This is a genomic window from Haemophilus influenzae, from assembly GCF_900475755.1.
Classification (GTDB): domain Bacteria; phylum Pseudomonadota; class Gammaproteobacteria; order Enterobacterales; family Pasteurellaceae; genus Haemophilus; species Haemophilus influenzae_D.
The window spans coordinates 354,133-375,751 of record NZ_LS483411.1 but is presented as its reverse complement, the minus strand read 5'-3'; the positions used below and the strand labels follow the sequence as shown (position 1 = coordinate 375,751).

At 39.2% G+C, this 21,619-nt stretch carries 21 protein-coding genes, 6 tRNA genes and 2 rRNA genes; 26 read left to right on the top strand and 3 right to left on the bottom strand.

Translation table 11 applies throughout. The annotated features are described in order from the left end of the window. The first annotated feature begins 79 nt into the window (after positions 1-79). The 15 genes from DQN24_RS01910 (at position 80) to rseB (ending at position 12,429) form a co-directional block, all read left to right on the top strand. A tRNA-Ile gene (locus DQN24_RS01910) sits at positions 80-156 on the top strand. Between the two features lie 85 nt (positions 157-241). Further along, positions 242-317: transfer RNA gene (locus DQN24_RS01905), tRNA-Ala, on the top strand. Between the two features lie 402 nt (positions 318-719). Continuing rightward, positions 720-3,618 (top strand): 23S ribosomal RNA (locus tag DQN24_RS01900). Between the two features lie 198 nt (positions 3,619-3,816). Further along, positions 3,817-3,932, top strand: a 5S ribosomal RNA gene (gene rrf, locus DQN24_RS01895). 286 nt (positions 3,933-4,218) lie between these two features. Beyond that, complete coding sequence (locus DQN24_RS01890) at positions 4,219-4,404, top strand: hypothetical protein (protein WP_021034529.1); 186 nt, start codon at positions 4,219-4,221, stop codon at positions 4,402-4,404. Beyond that, complete coding sequence (locus DQN24_RS01885) at positions 4,397-4,819, top strand: YbjN domain-containing protein (RefSeq protein ID WP_041175255.1); 423 nt, start codon at positions 4,397-4,399, stop codon at positions 4,817-4,819. Before DQN24_RS01890 ends, DQN24_RS01885 begins: the two co-directional genes overlap by 8 nt. Positions 4,820-5,009: 190 nt before the next feature. After that, entirely contained in the window at positions 5,010-5,519 is a 510-nt protein-coding gene (def, locus tag DQN24_RS01880; protein WP_021034527.1) for a peptide deformylase, read from the top strand. 93 nt (positions 5,520-5,612) lie between these two features. Beyond that, positions 5,613-6,569, top strand: coding sequence for a methionyl-tRNA formyltransferase (gene fmt, locus DQN24_RS01875; RefSeq protein ID WP_021034526.1), 957 nt, complete (start codon positions 5,613-5,615; stop codon positions 6,567-6,569). Beyond that, on the top strand, positions 6,569-7,921 hold the full coding sequence (rsmB, locus tag DQN24_RS01870; RefSeq protein WP_021034525.1) for a 16S rRNA (cytosine(967)-C(5))-methyltransferase RsmB: 1,353 nt from the start codon (positions 6,569-6,571) through the stop codon (positions 7,919-7,921). Before fmt ends, rsmB begins: the two co-directional genes overlap by 1 nt. 12 nt (positions 7,922-7,933) lie before the next feature. Continuing rightward, positions 7,934-9,310 carry a Trk system potassium transporter TrkA gene (trkA, locus tag DQN24_RS01865; protein ID WP_021034524.1) on the top strand — a complete coding sequence of 459 codons (1,377 nt, stop codon included), beginning with the start codon at positions 7,934-7,936 and terminating at the stop codon, positions 9,308-9,310. A 72-nt stretch (positions 9,311-9,382) separates the two neighbouring features. After that, a complete protein-coding gene (gene mscL, locus DQN24_RS01860; protein ID WP_005651263.1) occupies positions 9,383-9,769 on the top strand; it encodes a large-conductance mechanosensitive channel protein MscL in 387 nt (128 codons plus the stop codon). Positions 9,770-9,858: 89 nt separating this feature from the next. Next, positions 9,859-10,116, top strand: a complete 258-nt coding sequence (locus tag DQN24_RS01855) for a succinate dehydrogenase assembly factor 2 (RefSeq protein WP_021034523.1) — start codon at positions 9,859-9,861, stop codon at positions 10,114-10,116. 107 nt (positions 10,117-10,223) lie between these two features. Further along, entirely contained in the window at positions 10,224-10,793 is a 570-nt protein-coding gene (gene rpoE / locus DQN24_RS01850) for an RNA polymerase sigma factor RpoE (protein ID WP_005658683.1), read from the top strand. 24 nt (positions 10,794-10,817) lie between these two features. Then, entirely contained in the window at positions 10,818-11,405 is a 588-nt protein-coding gene (locus DQN24_RS01845) for an RseA family anti-sigma factor (protein ID WP_005651258.1), read from the top strand. A gap of 79 nt (positions 11,406-11,484) precedes the next feature. Next, a complete protein-coding gene (gene rseB / locus DQN24_RS01840; protein WP_021034521.1) occupies positions 11,485-12,429 on the top strand; it encodes a sigma-E factor regulatory protein RseB in 945 nt (314 codons plus the stop codon). Between the two features lie 93 nt (positions 12,430-12,522). Here the strand turns inward: rseB and coaA are convergent, their stop codons facing one another. Further along, positions 12,523-13,458 (bottom strand): type I pantothenate kinase, encoded by a 936-nt coding sequence (gene coaA, locus DQN24_RS01835; protein ID WP_021034520.1) that lies wholly within the window; start codon positions 13,456-13,458, stop codon positions 12,523-12,525. A 214-nt stretch (positions 13,459-13,672) separates the two neighbouring features. Here coaA and DQN24_RS01830 point away from each other — a divergent pair. The 7 genes from DQN24_RS01830 to dusA all read left to right on the top strand — a co-directional run bounded on the left by DQN24_RS01830 (position 13,673) and on the right by dusA (position 16,878). Beyond that, positions 13,673-13,748: transfer RNA gene (locus tag DQN24_RS01830), tRNA-Thr, on the top strand. Between the two features lie 29 nt (positions 13,749-13,777). After that, a tRNA-Tyr gene (locus tag DQN24_RS01825) sits at positions 13,778-13,862 on the top strand. 42 nt (positions 13,863-13,904) lie between these two features. Then, a tRNA-Gly gene (locus tag DQN24_RS01820) sits at positions 13,905-13,979 on the top strand. A gap of 3 nt (positions 13,980-13,982) precedes the next feature. Next, positions 13,983-14,058 (top strand) — tRNA-Thr (locus tag DQN24_RS01815). 104 nt (positions 14,059-14,162) lie between these two features. Then, positions 14,163-15,347 (top strand): elongation factor Tu, encoded by a 1,185-nt coding sequence (tuf, locus tag DQN24_RS01810; RefSeq protein WP_005654658.1) that lies wholly within the window; start codon positions 14,163-14,165, stop codon positions 15,345-15,347. 152 nt (positions 15,348-15,499) lie between these two features. Further along, positions 15,500-15,892: a chloride channel protein gene (locus tag DQN24_RS01805; RefSeq protein ID WP_257842410.1), complete on the top strand. Its 393-nt coding sequence runs from the start codon at positions 15,500-15,502 to the stop codon at positions 15,890-15,892. A gap of 2 nt (positions 15,893-15,894) precedes the next feature. After that, positions 15,895-16,878, top strand: coding sequence for a tRNA dihydrouridine(20/20a) synthase DusA (dusA, locus tag DQN24_RS01800; RefSeq protein ID WP_111695319.1), 984 nt, complete (start codon positions 15,895-15,897; stop codon positions 16,876-16,878). A 53-nt stretch (positions 16,879-16,931) separates the two neighbouring features. Here the strand turns inward: dusA and DQN24_RS01795 are convergent, their stop codons facing one another. Both DQN24_RS01795 and trpS read right to left on the bottom strand, forming a co-directional pair. After that, positions 16,932-17,222: a YfcZ/YiiS family protein gene (locus tag DQN24_RS01795; protein ID WP_021034554.1), complete on the bottom strand. Its 291-nt coding sequence runs from the start codon at positions 17,220-17,222 to the stop codon at positions 16,932-16,934. 22 nt (positions 17,223-17,244) lie between these two features. Beyond that, on the bottom strand, positions 17,245-18,249 hold the full coding sequence (trpS, locus tag DQN24_RS01790; RefSeq protein WP_074040212.1) for a tryptophan--tRNA ligase: 1,005 nt from the start codon (positions 18,247-18,249) through the stop codon (positions 17,245-17,247). Between the two features lie 128 nt (positions 18,250-18,377). Between trpS and hflD the strand changes: the two genes are divergently transcribed. From hflD to rplL, 4 genes are all read left to right on the top strand, one after another. After that, on the top strand, positions 18,378-18,995 hold the full coding sequence (gene hflD / locus DQN24_RS01785) for a high frequency lysogenization protein HflD (protein WP_021034556.1): 618 nt from the start codon (positions 18,378-18,380) through the stop codon (positions 18,993-18,995). A gap of 22 nt (positions 18,996-19,017) precedes the next feature. After that, positions 19,018-20,388, top strand: coding sequence for an adenylosuccinate lyase (gene purB / locus DQN24_RS01780; RefSeq protein WP_021034557.1), 1,371 nt, complete (start codon positions 19,018-19,020; stop codon positions 20,386-20,388). 271 nt (positions 20,389-20,659) lie between these two features. Then, positions 20,660-21,151 carry a 50S ribosomal protein L10 gene (gene rplJ, locus DQN24_RS01775; RefSeq protein ID WP_005626605.1) on the top strand — a complete coding sequence of 164 codons (492 nt, stop codon included), beginning with the start codon at positions 20,660-20,662 and terminating at the stop codon, positions 21,149-21,151. A gap of 54 nt (positions 21,152-21,205) precedes the next feature. Next, complete coding sequence (rplL, locus tag DQN24_RS01770) at positions 21,206-21,577, top strand: 50S ribosomal protein L7/L12 (RefSeq protein WP_005650892.1); 372 nt, start codon at positions 21,206-21,208, stop codon at positions 21,575-21,577. Positions 21,578-21,619: the final 42 nt, after the last annotated feature.

Genomic DNA, 21,619 nt, shown 5'->3' with positions numbered 1-21,619 from the left:
CAGAAGACGAGAGACAGCGAGTGCTCACACAGATTGGCTGATAGTTGTAGACAAATGAGCAGAAGAAAACATTACCCTTGGGTCTGTAGCTCAGGTGGTTAGAGCGCACCCCTGATAAGGGTGAGGTCGGTGGTTCAAGTCCACTCAGACCCACCACTCTGAGAGTGGATAAAGGCGTAATGGTCAATCATTTATTATAAAAATATTAACTAATTAATATAATAAATGATGAATGATAAATGGGGATATAGCTCAGCTGGGAGAGCGCCTGCCTTGCACGCAGGAGGTCAGCGGTTCGATCCCGCTTATCTCCACCACTTATCATCGTTAAGTAAATTAGAAAAAGACAAAGTAATAAGGTATTGAGATAGTATTAAGCTATTTTAAATATTAGGTTATTTTATTCTTAGTTTTAAGTTTAATTTTAAATTTAATTTTTTTAGTTTATTTAACGATGATAACTGAAAAGTTTTATCAACTGTTCTTTAAAAAATTGGAAACAAGCTGAAAACAAGAGATTTTCGAGAGAAAGTCTGAGTAGGCAAGACAGGAAAGTGAGAGGAGGGAACTGAGAAGGAAACTCTAAAAACAAAACCTGTTTTGCATAAAATCTTGATTGAACAAAAGCAATCAAGTGTTTATTTGAATGAAAATACGCATCAAATTGACCGTACTTTGAAGTGAAAACTTAAAGTGATTGAAAACATTTGAGGTTGTATAGTTAAGTGACTAAGCGTACAAGGTGGATGCCTTGGCAATCAGAGGCGAAGAAGGACGTGCTAATCTGCGAAAAGCTTGGATGAGTCGATAAGAGGCGTTTAATCCAAGATATCCGAATGGGGAAACCCAGTAGATGAAGAATCTACTATCAACAAGTGAATACATAGTTTGTTGAGGCAAACCGGGAGAACTGAAACATCTAAGTACCCCGAGGAAAAGAAATCAACCGAGATTTCGTCAGTAGCGGCGAGCGAAAGCGAAAGAGCCAGTAAGTGATAACAGTATGGTTAGGAGAATGTGTTGGGAAGCACAATCAAAGAGGGTGATAATCCCGTATCTAAAAACCATATTGTGGTACTAAGCTAACGAGAAGTAGGGCGGGACACGTGATATCCTGTTTGAAGAAGGGGGGACCATCCTCCAAGGCTAAATACTCCTGATTGACCGATAGTGAACCAGTACTGTGAAGGAAAGGCGAAAAGAACCCCGGTGAGGGGAGTGAAATAGAACCTGAAACCTTGTACGTACAAGCAGTGGGAGCCCGAAAGGGTGACTGCGTACCTTTTGTATAATGGGTCAGCGACTTATATTTTGTAGCGAGGTTAACCGAATAGGGGAGCCGAAGGGAAACCGAGTCTTAACTGGGCGAATAGTTGCAAGGTATAGACCCGAAACCCGGTGATCTAGCCATGGGCAGGTTGAAGGTTGGGTAACACTAACTGGAGGACCGAACCGACTAATGTTGAAAAATTAGCGGATGACTTGTGGCTGGGGGTGAAAGGCCAATCAAACCGGGAGATAGCTGGTTCTCCCCGAAATCTATTTAGGTAGAGCCTTGAGGTGACACCTTTGGGGGTAGAGCACTGTTTCGGCTAGGGGTCCATCCCGGATTACCAACCCGATGCAAACTACGAATACCAAAGAGTGATACTCAGGAGACACACGGCGGGTGCTAACGTCCGTCGTGGAGAGGGAAACAACCCAGACCGCCAGCTAAGGTCCCCAAGTCTATATTAAGTGGGAAACGAAGTGGGAAGGCTTAGACAGCTAGGATGTTGGCTTAGAAGCAGCCATCATTTAAAGAAAGCGTAATAGCTCACTAGTCGAGTCGGCCTGCGCGGAAGATGTAACGGGGCTGAAATATAGCACCGAAGCTGCGGCATCAGGCGAAAGTCTGTTGGGTAGGGGAGCGTTCTGTAAGCGGATGAAGGTTAATCGAGAGGTTAGCTGGACGTATCAGAAGTGCGAATGCTGACATAAGTAACGATAAAACGGGTGAAAAACCCGTTCGCCGGAAGACCAAGGGTTCCTGTCCAACGTTAATCGGGGCAGGGTGAGTCGGCCCCTAAGGCGAGGCTGAAAAGCGTAGTCGATGGGAAACAGGTTAATATTCCTGTACTTGGTAAAGCTGCGATGTGGGGACGGAGTAGGTTAGGTTATCGCACTGTTGGATATGTGCGTTTAAGTTGGTAGGTGGGAAGTTTAGGCAAATCCGGGCTTCTATTAAACACTGAGAGATGATGACGAGGCTCTACGGAGCTGAAGTAACTGATACCACACTTCCAGGAAAAGCCACTAAGCGACAGGCTTTACTAAACCGTACTGAAAACCGACACAGGTGGTCAGGTAGAGAATACTCAGGCGCTTGAGAGAACTCGGGTGAAGGAACTAGGCAAAATAGCACCGTAACTTCGGGAGAAGGTGCGCCGGCGTAGATTGTAGAGATTTACTCTCGAAGGTTGAACCGGTCGAAGTGACCCGCTGGCTGCAACTGTTTATTAAAAACACAGCACTCTGCAAACACGAAAGTGGAGGTATAGGGTGTGATGCCTGCCCGGTGCTGGAAGGTTAATTGATGGTGTAATCGCAAGAGAAGCACCTGATCGAAGCCCCAGTAAACGGCGGCCGTAACTATAACGGTCCTAAGGTAGCGAAATTCCTTGTCGGGTAAGTTCCGACCTGCACGAATGGCATAATGATGGCCAGGCTGTCTCCACCCGAGACTCAGTGAAATTGAAATCGCCGTGAAGATGCGGTGTACCCGCGGCTAGACGGAAAGACCCCGTGAACCTTTACTATAGCTTGACACTGAACATTGAATTTTGATGTGTAGGATAGGTGGGAGACTAAGAAGTAGTCACGCCAGTGATTATGGAGTCATCCTTGAAATACCACCCTTTAACGTTTGATGTTCTAACGAAGATTGCGGAACGCGGTCTCGGACAGTGTCTGGTGGGTAGTTTGACTGGGGCGGTCTCCTCCCAAAGCGTAACGGAGGAGCACGAAGGTTTGCTAATCACGGTCGGACATCGTGAGGTTAGTGCAATGGTATAAGCAAGCTTAACTGCGAGACAGACAAGTCGAGCAGGTACGAAAGTAGGTCATAGTGATCCGGTGGTTCTGAATGGAAGGGCCATCGCTCAACGGATAAAAGGTACTCCGGGGATAACAGGCTGATACCGCCCAAGAGTTCATATCGACGGCGGTGTTTGGCACCTCGATGTCGGCTCATCACATCCTGGGGCTGAAGTGGGTCCCAAGGGTATGGCTGTTCGCCATTTAAAGTGGTACGCGAGCTGGGTTTAGAACGTCGTGAGACAGTTCGGTCCCTATCTGCCGTGGGCGTAGGAGAATTGGTTGGGGCTGCTCCTAGTACGAGAGGACCGGAGTGGACGCACCACTGGTGTTCCGGTTGTGTCGCCAGACGCATTGCCGGGTAGCTAAGTGCGGAAGAGATAAGTGCTGAAAGCATCTAAGCACGAAACTTGCCAAGAGATGAGTTCTCCCTGTCTTTAAGACAGTAAGGGTTGTTTAAGACGAAGACGTAGATAGGTCTGGTGTGTAAGTGATGTGAGTCATTGAGCTAACAGATACTAATTGCCCGAGAGGCTTAACTATACAACGCTCAAGTGTTTTTGAGAAAAGAGCGAAAGAGAAGAGTAGACAAACAACTTAAATATAGAAGACTTAATAGAAAGGAAAAATAGAAAGAAAATCGAGTTCAGCTTGTTGCCGATAAGAAGAAGAGAGACGAAAAGCGAAAAAAGTGAAGTCGTAAAAGAGAAGAAACAAAGAGAGAAGTTATTAAAGAATTATCCCGGCGGCGATAGTGCGGTGGAACCACCTGAGACCATACCGAACTCAGAAGTGAAACGCTGTAATGCCGATGGTAGTGTGGGGTTTCCCCATGTGAGAGTAGGGCACCGCCGGGTTATCAAATAAAAATCTAAATCACATAAAAAAAGAAGAACCCCAGTCGAAAGGCTGGGGTTTTTTCTATCTTTAAATTTTAAAAAATTAGTAGAACACTCTTTGTGTCTGCCGATATCTCAATAGCAATACTGGGCAGGGATACCTCTTATCCTTACATCAGTACCTTATTTACTAAGATAGAATAAAAAATAATCAATTTGCTCTCATTATAATGAGAGTGTTTATTCCTGTAAAGGAATAAACAAACATCTTGTAAATAATGAACTTAAATCAGGAGAAAAGTGTATGCTTATCCCAATTTTTGAAAATGGTAAGAAAATACACCAAGATAGCTCTGGTAATAAGTACCAGTATGATTTAACCAATTCAATGGATCAATTTTCTTATTCTACAGATCTCAGTGCACAAATGCGTGATAAATCATCTATTACGACAACACGAAATCCAAATGGAGGGGGAATTTATGAGTAATTTCTTTAATTCTTTATTTTCTGATAAAGGAGAAATTAAAGGTATTGATAATCAATATTCTGTATCTGAAATCGTAGATATTCTTAAGGAAGAAGGTTATTCTATTAATGTAATACAAGATAATTTTTTGGTGTTTAGATTACAAGGTACGAATGTTGTAGTTGTTCCCCATGATGGAGGTGATATTCAATTTTGTATCATGTATGACGATGATGAGAACCGATTTTCATTAAGAAAAGTGAATAAAATAAATATTGATTATAGACTCGGAAAATTTTATTTAACAGATGATGATAAATTAGGAATCGAGCTTCTTTTGCGCAATGATGGTAATGGTGTAACTAAGTCTCAAATTATTCAAGGACTATCAGATATTTCTTTATTAAATGGATTAGCTAAGAAAGAATTTTGGTAAGTTATTAGTTCCATATCCTAAGATCAAATCAAATATGCTACAGGTTATTTTACATCTGTCTTAGAGAGAATTAAAAAAATCTCCCCAAATTCGAATATTAATCTAAGCCCCATTTGGGGCTTTTCTATACATCTTTTTCTACCTGTGCTACAATCCCACTAAAATTCTACCCTTAAAAACAAGAGAAATTATGACCGCACTTAATGTATTAATTTATCCTGATGATCATTTGAAGGTTGTCTGTGAGCCTGTTACTGAAGTTAATGATGCAATTCGTAAAATTGTTGATGATATGTTTGATACGATGTACCAAGAGAAAGGTATTGGTTTAGCTGCGCCTCAAGTAGATATTTTGCAACGTATTATTACTATTGATGTTGAAGGCGATAAACAGAATCAGTTTGTTTTGATTAACCCTGAAATTTTGGCTTCTGAAGGCGAAACGGGAATTGAAGAGGGCTGTTTATCCATTCCAGGGTTCCGTGCGTTGGTTCCTCGTAAAGAAAAAGTGAAAGTGAGAGCGTTGGATCGTGATGGTAAAGAATTTACTTTAGATGCTGATGGTTTGCTTGCGATCTGTATTCAACACGAGATCGATCATCTTAATGGAATTTTATTTGTTGATTATCTTTCTCCACTTAAACGCCAACGCATTAAAGAAAAGTTAATTAAATATAAGAAGCAGATTGCGAAAAGCTAAAACGTAGGGTGGGCTTTAGCCCACCAATCATTTCAAAAAATGGTGGGCTAAAGCCCACCCTACTTCCTATCAATCACCATAACGTAGAACATTATGAAATCACTTAATATTATTTTTGCTGGTACGCCAGATTTTGCTGCACAGCATTTACAAGCTATTCTAAATTCTCAACATAATGTGATCGCTGTTTATACTCAACCAGATAAACCAGCTGGTCGCGGTAAAAAACTGCAAGCAAGCCCAGTCAAGCAACTTGCTGAGCAAAATAACATTTCCGTTTATCAACCTAAATCCTTACGTAAAGAAGAGGCACAGACTGAATTAAAAGCGTTAAATGTAGATGTAATGGTTGTTGTGGCTTATGGATTAATTTTACCGAAAGCTGTATTAGATGCCCCTCGTTTAGGTTGTTTGAATGTGCATGGTTCTATTCTTCCACGTTGGCGAGGTGCAGCACCCATTCAGCGTTCAATTTGGGCTGGTGATGCACAAACTGGTGTAACCATTATGCAAATGGATGAGGGCTTAGATACAGGCGATATGTTACACAAAGTCTATTGTGATATTTTACCGACTGAAACTTCAACGAGTCTTTATAACAAACTGGCGGAGCTTGCTCCATCGGCGTTAATCGATGTTTTAGATAATCTTGAAAATGGTAAATTTATAGCCGAAAAACAAGATGACAGCCAAAGCAATTATGCAGAAAAACTTTCTAAAGAAGAGGCACAATTAGATTGGTCTCTTTCTGCAATGCAACTTGAGCGTAATATCCGTGCCTTTAATCCTTGGCCTATTGCTTATTTTTCAACAGAAGATAAGGATGGCAATGCTCAAACGTTAAAAGTATATCAAGCAGAAGTATTGCCTCATCAAGATAAACCAGCGGGAACTATTTTAAGTGCAGATAAAAATGGCATTCAAATTGCGACTGTCGATGGCGTCTTAAACTTATTGCAATTACAGCCTGCAGGTAAAAAGCCTATGTCTGCACAAGATTTATTAAATGGCCGTGCAGAGTGGTTTACTATTGGTAAGGTGCTTGCATAATGAAAAAATTTTCTTCTAAAACTATCAAAGTAAAAAATTCAGTAAAAATGACCGCACTTTCGACCAGGGCTATTGCCGCAAACTTAATTTTGCAAGTATTGGATGAGGGCAAATCATTGTCAGCGTTAATTCCAGAAGTGCAACTTTCTGTAAAAGCTCAAGATTTGCCTTTACTACAAGAAATTTGTTTTGGCGTGTGTCGAGTATTGCCTCGCTTAGAGCAAATTATCAAACGTCTTGTGGATAAGCCGCTTAAAGGTAAAACTCGCATTGTTCATTGCCTGTTACTTGTAGGGTTATACCAATTGCTTTATATGCGAGTGCCTGCTCATGCGGCAGTTGATGAAGTTGTGAACGCAACAAAATCATTAAAATCTGATAGTTTTAGAGGATTAGTGAATGCGGTTTTGCGTAGATTTTTACGTGAGCAAGATGAAATTTTGGCAATTATCGATAAAAATTGGCAAACGCTTCACCCTGAATGGTTCGTGAATAAATTAAAAAAAGCCTATCCGAATTGGCGTGAGATCATTGAGGCGAACAATCAGAAACCACCAATGTGGCTACGTGTGAATTCACAAAAAAACGCCCTTGAAACTTACCGCACTTTACTTGAAGAACAAGGTGTTTCTTTGAAAACAAGCCACCATCCTAATGCGCTATGTTTAGATATACCGATTGCGGTGCAAAAATTACCGCACTTTGAAGAAGGTGCTGTAACGGTACAAGATTTGAGTGCGCAATGGGCGGCAATGTTGCTTGAGCCTAAAAATGAGGAATGGATCCTCGATGCTTGCGCTGCACCCGGTGGTAAGACGACCCATATTTTAGAACTGGCACCTCAAGCTAATGTGATTGCATTAGATGTAGAATCTCATCGCTTAAAACGAGTAGAAGAAAATCTTGCACGTTTAAATCAGCAAGCGATAGTGGTTTGCGGCGATGCGAGTAAACCTGACGAATGGTTAGCTGAAATTGGTAAAAGTGCGGTGAAATTTGACCGAATTTTACTTGATGCACCTTGTTCTGCTACAGGGGTAATTCGACGCCACCCCGATATAAAATGGTTACGCAAAGAAACCGATATCGCTCAGCTCGTTGAATTACAGAAGAAAATCCTGAGTGCACTTTGGGAAAAACTGAAGCCAAACGGTGTTTTGCTTTATGCGACTTGTTCTGTATTGCCAGAAGAAAATGGCGAACAAATCCAAGCATTTTTAAATGCTCACGCAGATGCGGAGTTATTGCCATTACCTGTTAGTGATGATAAAAGTGCGGTGGGTTTTCAATTCATTCCGCAACCAAATAGTGGCGATGGGTTCTATTATGCTAAATTGCTTAAACGAGCATAAAGGAGAGCGATAATGAAAATCATCATTTTGGGTGCAGGTCAGGTAGGAACGACGCTTGCAGAAAACTTAGTCAGTGAAGATAACGATATTACCTTAGTGGATAATGAATCACCTCAGTTACAAACATTGCAAGAAAAGCACGATTTGCGTGTGGTACAAGGCTCTCCATCATCTCCAAAAGTGCTTCGTGACGCAGGCGCGGCAGATGCCGATTTAATGGTTGCCGTGACAGCCTCCGATGAAATTAATATGGTCGCTTGTCAAATGGGCTATACATTATTTAATACGCCAACGCGAATTGCACGTATCCGTAATTCAGAATATTTACGTGAAAAAGACAAGTTGTTCAACAATGAAAATATACCTATTGATCATTTAATTTCGCCTGAAAATCTTGTCACTGATGAAATTACGCGTTTAATTGCTTATCCAGGTGCATTACAAGTTGCCCATTTTGCCAATAATCGTATTAGTATTGTTGTAGTGAAAGCTTATTATGGGGGGCCTTTGGTTGGATATGCACTTTCCGCATTTCGCGAACATATGCCACATATTGATTGTCGTATTATGTCTATTTTACGTAATGGCAAACCGATTCGTCCACAAGGCTCAACCATTGTAGAAGCTGGCGATGAAATCACGTTTATTTGCGCTACTGAACATATCAAGGCGGTAATGGGAGAGTTACAACGTTTGGAGAAACCTTATAAGCGAGTAATGATTGTTGGTGGAGGAAATGTTGCTTTTGGCGTAGCAAAACGTTTGGAAAATTCTTGTACTGTAAAGCTTATTGAACGAGATTCAAACAGAGCGCAAGCCTTAGCAGAAAAGTTGCCAAAAACGTTAGTATTTAATGGAGATGCCTCAGACCAAAACTTGCTTTTTGAAGAACATATTGAAAGTGTGGATGTATTTCTTTCATTAAGTAGCGACGATGAAGCGAATATTATGTCAGCTTTGTTAGCCAAGCGTTTAGGTGCGAAAAAAGCAATGGTACTGATTCAACGGATTGCTTATATTAATCTTATTCAGGGAGGCACGATTGATATTGCGGTTTCTCCACAACAAGTAACGATTTCTGCTTTGTTAGGTCACGTGCGTAAAGGCGATGTAAAAAATGTGGCAACATTACGACATGGCATTGCCGAAGCCATTGAAATTGTTGCACACGGTAATGTGAATACTTCAAATATAGTAGGGCGAAAAATTGGTGAGTTGCGTTTGCCGATGGGAACCATTATTGGTGCTTTATTACGAGGGAATGATGTAATTATTGCTCGTCGTCAAGTGATTATTGAAGAAGGCGATCATATAGTGATTTATTTAAGTGATAAGAAAAATGTGCCAGAAATTGAGAAATTATTCCAACCAAGCGCATTCTTTATTTAGTTTTTTTACTTTTCAGAGTGATTTATTATAATAGTCGCTCTTTTTATGTAATTTTTGAAGGGGAACATTATTATGAATTTTATTAAAGAATTTCGCGAATTTGCAATGCGTGGCAATGTCGTAGATATGGCTATCGGTGTGATTATTGGTAGCGCATTTGGCAAGATCGTAAGTTCACTTGTTAGTGATATTTTTACGCCCGTGTTGGGGATTTTAACTGGTGGTATTGATTTCAAAGATATGAAATTTGTATTAGCACAAGCACAAGGCGATGTTCCTGCTGTTACTTTAAATTATGGTTTGTTTATTCAAAATGTGATTGATTTTATTATTATTGCTTTTGCAATCTTTATGATGATCAAAGTAATCAATAAGGTAAGAAAACCAGAGGAGAAAAAAACTGCACCAAAGGCAGAAACATTGCTTACTGAAATCCGTGATTTATTAAAGAATAAATAATATTTAAAGAATGAAAGTTAGCAGAAATGCTGACTTTTTTTATTACTATTTTTTAAGCTATAATCAGCCCTCAATTTTAGGGAAATAAAATGGAAAAATATAATAAACTTCGCATTGAATGGGATTGTCGTCGAGGAATGCTGGAGTTAGATAAAATCATAATGCCTTTTTATTTGACGCATTTTCATGAATTAACAGATGACAAAAAAGATATTTTTATTCGCTTGTTAGAAAGTTCTGATTTGCAGTTGTTTTCGTGGTTTTTTAATCGTGTGAAATCACAAGATGTAGAGCTTCAAATGATGGTTGAATATATTCAAAAAGTGCAGAAAATCATCATAAATTAAAATTATTGATTAGCGAATGAACTTTTTTAACACGCTTTTGTCTGAACAAGCAACAAGAGCTTGCTGTCTTGATATTAAGGCGTGTTAGATATTGGCATGGGAGAAATATGGCTGAACAGCTAACAGATCAGGCTTTGGTAGAAAGAGTACAGCAAGGGGATAAAAAAGCCTTCAATTTGTTGGTTTCGCGTTATCAAAATAAAGTAGCAGGGCTTTTGACCCGATATGTATCGCGTAACGATATTCCTGATGTGGTGCAAGAATCCTTTATAAAGGCTTATCGCTCAATTGAATCTTTTCGTGGCGAAAGTGCTTTCTATACATGGCTTTATCGAATTGCCGTTAATACGGCAAAAAATTATTTAACGGCTCAAGGTCGCCGTCCACCAAATGAAGATATTTTGGCAGAAGATGCTGAAAATTATGATGTGGGAACACACCTTAGGGATGTGGATACACCCGAAAATGAGATGTTGTCTAGTGAGTTAGAAAGAATTGTTTTTGATACTATTCATAACTTACCAGAAGATTTAAAAACTGCGATTACGTTACGAGAACTAGAAGGTTTAAGTTACGAAGATATTGCAGAAATTATGGATTGTCCTGTTGGTACGGTTCGTTCCCGAATCTTCCGAGCAAGGGAAATGATCGAAAATAAAATTCAACCTCTAATGTAGAGCGAATAACAATCGGAGTTTACTATGCAAAAAGAGCAGCTTTCAGCCTATATGGATGGAGAACAAGTCGAAACTGACTTGATAGATGCTTTATTAAGAGACGAAGAATTACAAGCGTCTTGGCATTCATTTCATACCGTTCGTTCAGTAATGCGTAAAGAAAGTGCGGTCTTTTTAGGGGCTGATTTTACCGCTAAAATGGCAGATTTGATTGAGTTAGAAGACGTGAAGAAAGTTGATGTCATTGCTGTGTCTCAACCTGAACCAGAAGACGCACATAATTCTGTATTTATGCAAAAATTAAAAGCGTTCTTTGCACCAATGACGCAAGTTGCTGTTGCTGCTGGTGTATGTTTAGTGGCAGTACTTGGTGTTCAATCTTTCAATAATAAAAACGATGCGTCTAATTTACCTGAGACTCCAGTATTGCAAACCTTGCCATTTAATAATGCGGTTCAAGAGGTTAGCTATAATGCGCCAAGTAAAGATACATTAACTTCAGATCAGCTTGAGAAAAAAAGTCGTCGCATTGGCGCAATGTTGCAAAATTATGAATTGCAACGTCGAATGCACTCTGATGCTTTAGATGTAAGTAGCAGTCAAGTAAGATAAATTGGTTTCCTTTGTTCAGATTATTGATTCACCACCTAATTGTTATTTAGTGTGGTGAATTTTTATCCTTTAGATTTCTATGAAAAAAATCCCATTAAAATTTACCGCACTTTCTCTTTCTTTGCTATTAAGTAGCATTGCTTCTGCTGAAGAGCTTTCTGCGAAGCAGTCTTTAGATAAAATGACACAAGCATTGGATAATCTCAATTATGAAATTGCCTTTGTGCAAACTACTCCCGCAAATATGGATTCGTTTCGTTATCGACATATCAAACAAGATAACAAAACTTACGCACAATTAGTTACTTTAGATGGCCGTCAGCAAGAAATTATTCAGCGTGATAATTTAGTCAGTTATTTTCAGCCAAATGCACAAGCATTTACGCTTAATAGTAGCAATATAGTTGATGCGATGCCAGCAGTTGTGCGTGCAAATTTTGATAAGCTTTCTTCTGATTATGATTTCGTAAAATTAGGTAAAGATCGTGTTGCTGGGCGTTTCGTTGATACGATTAGAATTGTGCCTAAAGATGATTTTCGGTATCAATATTTGGTGTTTGTCGATGAAGAAAATGGCTTGTTATTGCGCGGTGATATGCTTGATCGTGAAGGCAAGCTACTCGATCAATTCAGAGTCGTAACACTTTATATTGATGACAGATTAAGAGGATTAACCGATTATATTAATAAAGTGTCAATGCCACCTTTATTGAAAGAAAGTAAAAATAAACAAACTTCAAATATAACTTGGTCAGCGGGATGGTTACCAAGAGGTTTTTCTTTGAGACGGTATACACAAGAAGTATTAGAAAATGAAATCATAGATAGCGCATTATATAGCGATGGTTTATTTACTTTTACGTTGTTTGTTTCTAATGTAGGCTCTAATGACTTACCAGAAAATACTTGGAAACAAGGGGCCTATACGATTTATAGTGAAGTGATCGGTGGAAAAGAAATTACTTTTATTGGGCAATTACCAATCTCGACGGCAAAGCGCATTGTGCAAGAAGTCAAATTTTGATAAAAAGTGCGGTAATTTTTTACGATATTTTTATCAATAACTGATTTTGAGTTAGGCATTGACTAAGATTCGCACGTTTTTACGTGCGAATTTTTATTTTCTTAATTTTATTAATTCTACTTGATGATTATGACCTTTTTTTAGAATTAAATTTGCACGCTCACGAGTTGGAAGAATATTTTGATTAAGGTTTAACCCGTTAATTTCATCCCAAATTTTACTTGCCGTCGAGATAGCCTCTTCTTTAGATAAGCTTGAGTAATGTTTAAAGTAAGAATTAGGATCGTTGAATGCACTTTCGCGGAATTTCAGAAATCGTTTGATATACCATTCTTTCAATAACTTTTCTTCTGCATCAACATAAATAGAGAAATCAACAAAATCTGATACGAATGTTTGATCGGTTTTATTATTACCCGTTTGAAGTACATTCAAGCCTTCTAAAATAAGAATGTCAGGTTTATCTACCACATCAAATTTATCGGGAATAATATCGTATGTTAAATGAGAGTAAATTGGTGCTGTAACATTGCTTTTACCTGATTTTACATCCGCTAAAAAGCGAATGAGTTTAGATGTGTCATAAGAAACGGGAAAACCTTTCTTTTGTAAAAGATTATCTTGTTTAAGCTTGTTTAATGGATAAAGAAACCCATCTGTTGTGATGAGATCAACTTTTCTTTCAGTTGGCCAATGAGAAAGTAGAGATTGTAGAATACGTGCAGAAGTGCTCTTCCCAACAGCGACACTGCCAGCAATACTAATTATGTAAGGTGTTTTGGCATTATTTCTGCCTAAAAAACGATGTAGTACCGTTTGGCGATGTAAATTTTCATCAATGTAATAGTTAATAAGACGAGTTAATGGTAGGTAAATTGTACTTACTTCATCTAATGAAAGGTCTTCATTAAAGCCTAAGAGTGGTTTGAGATCTTGCTCTGTCAATTTTAATGGAACGGATTTACGTAATTCCGCCCATTGTTCACGATTAAAGCTTAAAAAAGGTGTTTGCTGAGTTGAAAATTCCACAATAATTTTATTTGATGGCTAAATAAACAGAGAAAAATATACGCTATAAATAAAAATTTAGCATTCATTTTTCATTAAATGTACGCTAATTTGATTAAAAAATCACTTTTTTGATTGTGATTTAAACGAATAATCAAAAAAATAAACTTTTTTATAAAAAATACTTGTCAGTTAAAGTTTTTTCCATATAATACGCCTCACTTGCTTACGACACGCCGACTTAGCTCAGTAGGTAGAGCAACTGACTTGTAATCAGTAGGTCATCAGTTCGATTCCGATAGTCGGCACCATTCTTTCGTATCAAGTATTCATTTAGTGTGGAGGGGTTCCCGAGCGGCCAAAGGGGGCAGACTGTAAATCTGTTGGCTCAGCCTTCGAAGGTTCGAATCCTTCTCCCTCCACCATCTTTTAGATGGATCCTGATGGGACAGACGAATTTAGGACTTGCGGGCATCGTATAATGGCTATTACCTTAGCCTTCCAAGCTAATGATGCGGGTTCGATTCCCGCTGCCCGCTCCAGACGCTGATATAGCTCAGTTGGTAGAGCGCACCCTTGGTAAGGGTGAGGTCGGCGGTTCAAATCCGCCTATCAGCACCAGTCTTATAATTCCTCATCCTTATATCAATCAGCAAATAAATTTATTGGTTAATGTGGTTTAATTTACCCATCGATAACCGTGTCTATTTAGAGGGACTATTTCAATGTCTAAAGAAAAATTTGAACGTACAAAACCGCACGTAAACGTGGGTACAATCGGCCACGTTGACCACGGTAAAACAACTTTAACAGCAGCAATTACAACCGTATTGGCAAAACATTACGGTGGTGCAGCGCGTGCATTTGACCAAATCGATAACGCGCCAGAAGAAAAAGCGCGTGGTATTACCATCAATACTTCACACGTTGAATACGATACACCGACTCGTCACTACGCACACGTAGACTGTCCGGGACACGCCGACTATGTTAAAAACATGATTACCGGTGCGGCGCAAATGGATGGTGCTATTTTAGTAGTAGCAGCAACAGATGGTCCTATGCCACAAACTCGTGAACACATCTTGTTAGGTCGCCAAGTAGGTGTACCATATATCATCGTATTCTTAAACAAATGCGATATGGTAGATGACGAAGAGTTATTAGAATTAGTAGAAATGGAAGTTCGTGAACTTCTATCTCAATATGACTTCCCAGGTGACGATACTCCAATCGTACGTGGTTCAGCATTACAAGCATTAAACGGCGTAGCAGAATGGGAAGAAAAAATCCTAGAATTAGCGGGTCACTTAGATACTTATATTCCAGAACCAGAACGTGCGATTGACCAACCGTTCCTTCTTCCAATCGAAGACGTATTCTCAATTTCAGGTCGTGGTACAGTAGTAACAGGTCGTGTAGAACGTGGTATCATCCGTACAGGTGATGAAGTAGAAATCGTCGGTATCAAAGATACAGCGAAAACTACTGTAACGGGTGTTGAAATGTTCCGTAAATTACTTGACGAAGGTCGTGCAGGTGAAAACATCGGTGCATTATTACGTGGTACCAAACGTGAAGAAATCGAACGTGGTCAAGTATTAGCGAAACCAGGTTCAATCACACCACACACTGATTTTGAATCAGAAGTATATGTATTATCAAAAGATGAAGGTGGTCGTCATACTCCATTCTTCAAAGGTTACCGTCCACAATTCTATTTCCGTACAACAGACGTAACTGGTACTATTGAATTACCAGAAGGCGTGGAAATGGTAATGCCAGGCGATAACATCAAGATGACAGTAAGCTTAATCCACCCAATTGCGATGGACCAAGGTTTACGTTTCGCAATCCGTGAAGGTGGCCGTACAGTAGGTGCGGGTGTTGTAGCGAAAATCATCAAGTAATTGATGGATTCCTGAATGTCTTAAAGATAAAAGACAGAAAAAACAAAAAGAAAAGTGCGGAGAAAATTCTCCGCATTTTTTATTTTATATATGTAAATATTTATTAAATTATTTGATTTTGGATTAGAACTAAATGCTCACTGGTCATCTAAATATCCTGTTGCAGTTTGGTTTGTGTTACCCCTAGGAATGGTATTGCCGGTGGTATCTTTACCTCATCACTGACAACAGGCACAGGCATTGGCACAATGCTTTGGGATCTAAGTGGCGGTATGGTTGATCAACGTTTTTTGGTGATTTTATGTATGGCGGCATTTTTAGCTGGCTGCACACAATCGCCAGTTACAGCCAGTGTTGTTGTAATGGAAATGACAGGCGCACAACCCGTTCTCATTTGGCTCTTGATTTCCAGCATTATTGCATCCATAATCTCGCACCAATTTAGCCCAAAACCATTTTACCACTTTGCTGCAGGCTGTTTTCGCCAGCAAATGCAAGCTCGCCAAGCCGAAGAATTACGCAGCAAAACCGAACAAGAGAAATAAAAATGCTTCAAAATCTACCGCACTTTTACCGCTGCCGTTTTTCTGTTGCACCAATGTTAGATTGGACAACACGCCATTGTCGTTATTTTCATCGCCAATTTTCAAAGCATGCGTTACTTTACACTGAAATGGTCACCGCACCTGCGATTATTCATGCCAAATACGATCTCTTGGATTTTGATTTACAAGAAAATCCCGTTGCGTTACAGCTGGGAGGAAGCGATCCTGAACAACTCAAATATTGTGCAAAACTTGCTGAGGAACGAGGATATCACGAAATTAATCTTAATGTAGGATGCCCTTCTGATCGCGTACAAAATGGAATGTTTGGTGCTTGCTTAATGGCGAAAGCAGATTTGGTGGCAGACTGTGTAGAACAAATGCAAAGTGCGGTCAAAATTCCAGTCACTGTGAAAACGCGTATTGGCATTGATGAATTAGACAGCTATGAATTTTTATGTGATTTTATTGAAAAGGTTCAAGGAAAAGGTTGCCAAGAGTTTATTATCCACGCACGAAAAGCTTGGCTTTCGGGGTTAAGTCCCAAAGAAAATCGAGAAATTCCGCCATTAGATTATGCTCGGGTTTATCAACTAAAGCGTGATTTTCCACATCTAACTATCGTAATTAATGGTGGTATAAAAACCATTGAAGAAATGAAACAACATTTGCAATATGTGGACGGCGTGATGGTTGGGCGAGAGGTCTATCAAAATCCAAGTTTACTTGGGCAAATTGACCAAGCCTTATTTGATCCTAACGCACCAATTGTTACCGCTCATGAAGCGGTAGAGTCAATGCTTCCTTATATTGAACAACAACTTAGCCAAGGAATATACCTTAATCATATCGTCCGTCATATATTAGGCGCATTCCAAAATTGCAAAGGTGCTCGTCAATGGCGACGATATTTAAGTGAAAATGCGTTTAAACAAGGTGCGGGAGTTGAAGTAGTTGAAACCGCCTTAAGCTTTGTAGAAAGCTAATCCTAAAAACAAAACAAGCCGTAAAAGTGCGGCTTATTTTTCAGCTGTTTTTCTTACGCAATACGCATTTGAAAAATCACCAATTCAGCTTGACAACAGAAAGTGAAATTTGCCTTTAATAAATAGCCATCATCCACTTTTGTAATTTCAGATTGAATTTCACAAGATTCACTTTCTACATCACGCGCTTTCTGGGTAAAAAATGCGAGCGCTTCTTGCGCTTGTTCTTCACCGTCATAAATATATTCAATAACCTGACTACAATCACGATTATCGAAAAGTGATTTCATATCAAATGTGTTACAACCTACACATTCAATCGGTTTTTCAGTTTGAATTGCCATAATATTATCCCTTTTATTCAGATTATTTTGCAGCAACAAAACCTACTGCTTCATACACTTTCGCCAAGGTTTCTTGGGCTTTTGCACGCGCTTTTTCCGCACCTTGTCGTAAGATATTATCTAATAAAGCTTCATCATTACGATATTGATGGAAACGTTCTTGTAAACCAGCAAGTAAAGTTGAGACTTCATCCGCTACTGCAGTTTTTAAATGTCCGTACATTTTACCTTCAAATTCTTTTTCAAGCTCAGCAATTGGCTTATCCGTAACCGCAGAAAGAATATCTAAAAGATTAGATACCCCCGCTTTATTTTGCACATCATAACGAACAACTGGCGGCTCATCTGAATCTGTTACGGCACGTTTAATTTTCTTCGCCACAGATTTTGGATCTTCCAAAAGTGTCACCACGTTGTTGCGATTATCATCTGATTTTGACATTTTCTTTTCAGGATCTTGCAATGACATAATACGTGCACCTGCCTTTCCAATGAAAATTTCAGGAATGGTGAAAATATTGCCATAGAGCGCATTAAAGCGATTTGCAATATCACGCGTAATTTCTAAGTGTTGTTTTTGGTCATCGCCAACAGGCACGCTTTTTGCTTGATAAAGTAAAATATCCGCCGCCATTAACACAGGGTAATCAAACAAACCCACGTTAATATTTTCTGCATAACGCGCTGATTTATCTTTGAATTGCGTCATTCGGCTCATTTCACCGAAATAGGTGTAGCAGTTTAACACCCAGCTTAATTGCGTGTGTTCTGGAACGTGAGATTGAACAAAAATAGTACTTTTATTTGGATCAATTCCGCACGCTAAATAGAGTGCAAGCACATCGAGCGTTGCTTTGCGAAGGGCAACAGGATCTTGACGCACAGTGATCGCATGTAAATCAACTACGCAGAAAATACATTCATAATCCTCTTGCATTTTCACCCAGTTGCGCAACGCGCCCAAATAATTTCCGATAGTTAATTCACCAGAAGGCTGCACGCCACTAAAAACAATTGGTTTTGCCATAATCAATCCTTAATACCTTAAAACTGTTCGCTCATCATATCAGAAACTCTAGGCTTTTTTAATGTTCGAGTTCAAAAGCTAGGTTAAAAATGCTATATTTAACGGAAACGTTTTCCTAATATTTTCTAATGAAAAACTACCACGATATTGTTCTTGCCCTTGCTGGAGTGTGCCAATCAGCAAAATTGGTTCATCAACTTGCAACAGAAAGTCGAGCAGATTCAGATACATTTTTAACCGCACTTAATAGCCTTTTCATTACCCAACCACAACAAATCGAAGATGTTTTTGGTGGAGAAGTTCGTCATTTAAAATTAGGTCTGGAAACCTTAATTCATCAGCTCAACGCGCAAGGCGATCAAAATTTAACTCGCTATTGGCTAAGCCTTTTAGCATTAGAAGGAAAATTATCGAAAAATCCCGATGCCAAACAAACATTGGGCAATCGAATTTCTCGCCTAAAAGAACAAGAAATTCATTACGCTCGAGATAGTGAAACAATGCTATCTATTATGGCAAATATTTACAGCGACGTTATTAGTCCATTGGGCAAAAAAATTCACATCCTAGGCTCGCCTGATTATTTGCGACAAGAACTCGTACAAAATAAAATTCGTGCAGTGTTACTTGCAGGCATTCGCTCTGCTGTGCTATGGAAACAAATGGGCGGAACAAAATGGCAAATTTTATTTTTCCGCAGAAAATTACTTGCCACCGCAAAACAGATTTATTCTTCTATTTATTAATACAATTCTGGAGCAAACATTTATGCAACTCTCTACACTGACCGCACTTTCCCCTCTTGATGGCCGTTATCAAGATAAAGTAACGCCATTACGCACTATTTTTAGCGAATTCGGGTTAATGAAATTCCGTGTAGCTGTGGAAGTTCGTTGGTTACAAAAATTAGCTTCAACGGCAGAAATTACCGAGGTACCGCCATTTTCTACGCAAGCAAATGCTTTTTTAGATGGAATTGTGGCTAATTTTAATGAAACAGATGCTGCGCATATTAAAGAAATTGAACGCACAACTAATCACGATGTGAAAGCCGTTGAATATTTTCTGAAAGAGAAAATTCAAAATGAAGTGGAACTAGTAAACGTTTCCGAATTTATTCACTTCGCTTGCACCTCAGAAGATATTAACAACCTCTCTCACGCATTAATGTTAAGTACCGCTCGTGACGAAGTGATTTTACCAGAATGGCAAAAACTGATTGATGAAATCACTCGTCTTGCAGAAGAATATAAAACGATTCCATTACTTTCTCGCACACATGGACAGCCAGCTTCACCAAGCACAGTGGGCAAAGAAATAGCGAATGTCGTTTATCGCCTAAAACGTCAATTTAAACAACTTCAGAACGCAGAAATCTTAGGTAAAATCAATGGTGCGGTAGGTAACTACAATGCGCATTTATCAGCATATCCTAATATTGATTGGCATAAATTCAGCGAAGAATTTGTCACTTCATTAGGTATTCAATGGAATCCTTATACCACTCAAATTGAGCCGCACGATTATATCGCTGAATTTTTTGATGCTGTAGTACGCTTTAATACCATTATCATTGATTTTGATCGTGATTTATGGGGATACATTGCATTAAATCACTTTAAACAACGAACTATTGCAGGCGAAATTGGTTCTTCTACCATGCCACATAAAGTCAATCCAATTGATTTTGAAAATTCAGAAGGCAATCTAGGCTTAGCCAATGCAGTAATGACCCACTTAGGTCAAAAATTACCAATTTCACGCTGGCAGCGTGACTTAACGGATTCAACCGTATTACGTAATTTAGGCGTAGGATTAGGTTATTGTTTGATCGCTTATGCTTCAACTCTCAAAGGCATTAGTAAACTTGAAGTAAATCAACCGCACTTATTAGAAGAACTCAATCAAAACTGGGAAGTTTTAGCTGAACCAATTCAAACCGTAATGCGCCGCTATGGAATAGAAAAACCTTACGAAAAATTAAAAGAATTAACGCGAGGTAAACGAGTGACAGAACAAGCTATGCGTGAATTCATTGATAAGTTGGCTATTCCACAAGAAGAAAAATTACGTTTACAAAAATTAACACCCGCTACTTATATTGGGGCTGCAGTGGAATTAGTAGAGAAGCTATCATAGGAATTTGGCTCTTTTTCCAACAATATTCTTTACAAGAACATAGCTTTTCTCTATAATCCTGCGCCTGTGTTAGTCAATCTAACAAATTTCTGGTTGGTGCTTGACCTATTCAAGCCCCATCCAAGACCGTAGGGGAGTAATCTTAATTATCCTACGTAGATGGTGAACAGAATAAGAATTTTTCTTGCTTCTGGGCGCCGAAGTCATCCTAGTCTTAGGATTAGGTAAATTAATTCCGAGTAATCGGAGTGTATTCAGGAGCTAAAAGCCAATGGCATTAAATCTTCAAGACAAACAAGCAATTGTTGCTGAAGTAAATGAAGCAGCCAAAGGTGCACTTTCAGCAGTAATCGCGGATTCTCGCGGTGTAACTGTTGAGAAAATGACTGAATTACGTAAATCAGCACGTGAAGCTGGCGTTACAATGCGTGTAGTTCGTAATACTTTATTACGTCGCGCAGTTGAAGGCACAGATTACGAATGCTTAAAAGATACGTTTGTAGGTCCAACACTTATCGCGTTCTCTAACGAACACCCGGGCGCAGCTGCTCGTTTGTTCAAAGAGTTTGCTAAAGCAAACGATAAGTTTGAAATTAAAGGTGCAGCCTTTGAAGGTAAAATCCAAGATGTTGAATTCTTGGCAACATTACCAACTTACGAAGAAGCGATTGCACGTTTAATGGGCACAATGAAAGAAGCTGCAGCAGGCAAACTTGCTCGCACCTTCGCGGCATTACGCGACAAATTACAAGAAGCAGCTTAATCATTAAGCGTTTCTTACTTCATCTAACTTTATTTATTTTAGGAATTGATTGTTATGTCATTAACTAATGAACAAATCATTGAAGCGATTGCTTCAAAAACTGTAACTGAAATCGTTGAATTAATCGCAGCGATGGAAGAAAAATTCGGTGTTTCAGCAGCGGCAGCAGTAGCAGCAGCTCCAGCAGCAGGCGGTGCAGCGGCAGCAGAAGAAAAAACTGAATTCGACGTTGTACTTAAATCTGCAGGTGCTAACAAAGTAGCAGTAATTAAAGCAGTACGTGGTGCAACTGGCTTAGGCTTAAAAGAAGCTAAAGATTTAGTTGAATCTGCTCCAGCTAACTTAAAAGAAGGTGTTTCTAAAGAAGAAGCTGAAGCACTTAAGAAAGAATTAGAAGAAGCGGGTGCAGAAGTAGAAGTTAAATAATTTCTATTTTAACCACTTTAAAATTCAAAAAACTGATGGGAA

Coding starts and splice junctions, on each gene's coding strand:
- rpoE (WP_005658683.1), top strand. CDS start 10,224: ATGGCTGAACAGCTAACAGATCAGGCTTTGGTAGAAAGAGTACAGCAA.
- tuf (WP_005654658.1), top strand. CDS start 14,163: ATGTCTAAAGAAAAATTTGAACGTACAAAACCGCACGTAAACGTGGGT.
- DQN24_RS01890 (WP_021034529.1), top strand. CDS start 4,219: ATGCTTATCCCAATTTTTGAAAATGGTAAGAAAATACACCAAGATAGC.
- rplL (WP_005650892.1), top strand. CDS start 21,206: ATGTCATTAACTAATGAACAAATCATTGAAGCGATTGCTTCAAAAACT.
- hflD (WP_021034556.1), top strand. CDS start 18,378: ATGAAAAACTACCACGATATTGTTCTTGCCCTTGCTGGAGTGTGCCAA.
- trkA (WP_021034524.1), top strand. CDS start 7,934: ATGAAAATCATCATTTTGGGTGCAGGTCAGGTAGGAACGACGCTTGCA.
- fmt (WP_021034526.1), top strand. CDS start 5,613: ATGAAATCACTTAATATTATTTTTGCTGGTACGCCAGATTTTGCTGCA.
- trpS (WP_074040212.1), bottom strand. CDS start 18,249: ATGGCAAAACCAATTGTTTTTAGTGGCGTGCAGCCTTCTGGTGAATTA.
- rsmB (WP_021034525.1), top strand. CDS start 6,569: ATGAAAAAATTTTCTTCTAAAACTATCAAAGTAAAAAATTCAGTAAAA.
- dusA (WP_111695319.1), top strand. CDS start 15,895: ATGCTTCAAAATCTACCGCACTTTTACCGCTGCCGTTTTTCTGTTGCA.
- DQN24_RS01795 (WP_021034554.1), bottom strand. CDS start 17,222: ATGGCAATTCAAACTGAAAAACCGATTGAATGTGTAGGTTGTAACACA.
- def (WP_021034527.1), top strand. CDS start 5,010: ATGACCGCACTTAATGTATTAATTTATCCTGATGATCATTTGAAGGTT.
- DQN24_RS01845 (WP_005651258.1), top strand. CDS start 10,818: ATGCAAAAAGAGCAGCTTTCAGCCTATATGGATGGAGAACAAGTCGAA.
- DQN24_RS01855 (WP_021034523.1), top strand. CDS start 9,859: ATGGAAAAATATAATAAACTTCGCATTGAATGGGATTGTCGTCGAGGA.
- mscL (WP_005651263.1), top strand. CDS start 9,383: ATGAATTTTATTAAAGAATTTCGCGAATTTGCAATGCGTGGCAATGTC.
- purB (WP_021034557.1), top strand. CDS start 19,018: ATGCAACTCTCTACACTGACCGCACTTTCCCCTCTTGATGGCCGTTAT.
- rplJ (WP_005626605.1), top strand. CDS start 20,660: ATGGCATTAAATCTTCAAGACAAACAAGCAATTGTTGCTGAAGTAAAT.
- rseB (WP_021034521.1), top strand. CDS start 11,485: ATGAAAAAAATCCCATTAAAATTTACCGCACTTTCTCTTTCTTTGCTA.
- DQN24_RS01885 (WP_041175255.1), top strand. CDS start 4,397: ATGAGTAATTTCTTTAATTCTTTATTTTCTGATAAAGGAGAAATTAAA.